Source organism: Peribacillus sp. P4_D6, assembly GCF_056401795.1.
The window spans coordinates 1-1,206 of record NZ_JBFUIQ010000341.1 but is presented as its reverse complement, the minus strand read 5'-3'; the positions used below and the strand labels follow the sequence as shown (position 1 = coordinate 1,206).

At 42.8% G+C, this 1,206-nt stretch carries 2 protein-coding genes; both read right to left on the bottom strand.

Annotated elements, in window-relative coordinates; translation table 11 throughout:
* Positions 1–147 precede the first annotated feature (147 nt).
* Complete coding sequence (locus AC1DVB_RS27400) at positions 148–579, bottom strand: CBS domain-containing protein (protein ID WP_096339657.1); 432 nt, start codon at positions 577–579, stop codon at positions 148–150.
* Positions 580–659: 80 nt separating this feature from the next.
* Positions 660–1,206, bottom strand: a 547-nt coding sequence (locus AC1DVB_RS27395) for an MBL fold metallo-hydrolase (protein WP_477591977.1), incomplete at its 5' end; no start/stop codon positions are given.

Here is a 1,206-nt window from a genome sequence, read left to right as displayed (position 1 = left end):
GTTTCATTCCCAAATGAAACTCATGAGGTATCGCGAAGCGGATCTCCAAAAATGCGCCTGCAACATGTTGAGGAAATCAAGGGCTGGTTCAATAAGTATCTTTAAAAACCAAAACTCTGTTAGCAATAGCTAACAGAGTTTTGATTTTTAGTGCTGAATTTGATCTCTGTCTTCGGAAATTGAACTTAAAGCATCTCCCGCCATTGAATTTGTCTGTTGGTGTACAGCAAGATCACCTAATGCCACGACACCGACCAGCTTTTCATTCTCAATGATAGGGAGCCTTCTGATTTGTTCGGTAGCCATTAACTCCTCAGCTTCCTCCACTGACATATCAGGCGTACCTGTTACAAGATTGGTGGAGATGACATCGGTAATTCTAGTCGAATTTGGCTTTTTCTCGGCAACACAGCGAATGACGATATCCCGGTCTGTAATGACACCGATTAAATGGTTATTCTCCAATACAGGAATGACACCAACATCACCATTCTTCATTTTGACTGCTGCTTCATATATATTATCCTCCGCAGTGCAACAGTCAACGTCTGTTGTCATGATATCTCTTAAATTAGTCACGGAAATCCCTCCATTTTTCATAAGTTGCTTGTTTATTTTTGACTTTTGTAGAGAAATTATTCATTAAACACGGTCACCCTTCATTCCACATATTTCCCATGATCCGGTTTAGCTAATGAATCGAATTCCTTTGCAAGCTTCGCTAAACCCATTTCCAGTTCTTTCCCTTCAACAGGATACCCGTGCCCCGTTATGGCAACAGCAGGCTTCAGACTTTCCAATAGACGTACCGATTCTTTGGYAGCCTCCCAATCGGTTGTTAAATACCGCGGCGGTCCTGCTATTTCTTTCTCCTGAGTGATAACCTTGTATAGGGAATCTTGCCTGACATTCACAAAAGCATCTCCAGCAATCAAACTCCGGTCACTTTCACGGAAAAGTGAAATATGTCCTTTGGAATGGCCTGGGGTGTGAACCCATTTCCAATCACGAAGCCCGGGAACACTATGATCATCAGGCAATGGCTGAACTTTTTCATCAAGGTTGATTCCCTCATTCGGAAATATCGATGAGATTTTGGCGACCATCCCCCCTTCAACAGTTGGATCCGGTTCGGGATAATTTTCCTGTCCCGTTAAATAAGGCATTTCTTTAATGTGGGCATAAACAGGAGCCTCCCAATACTCC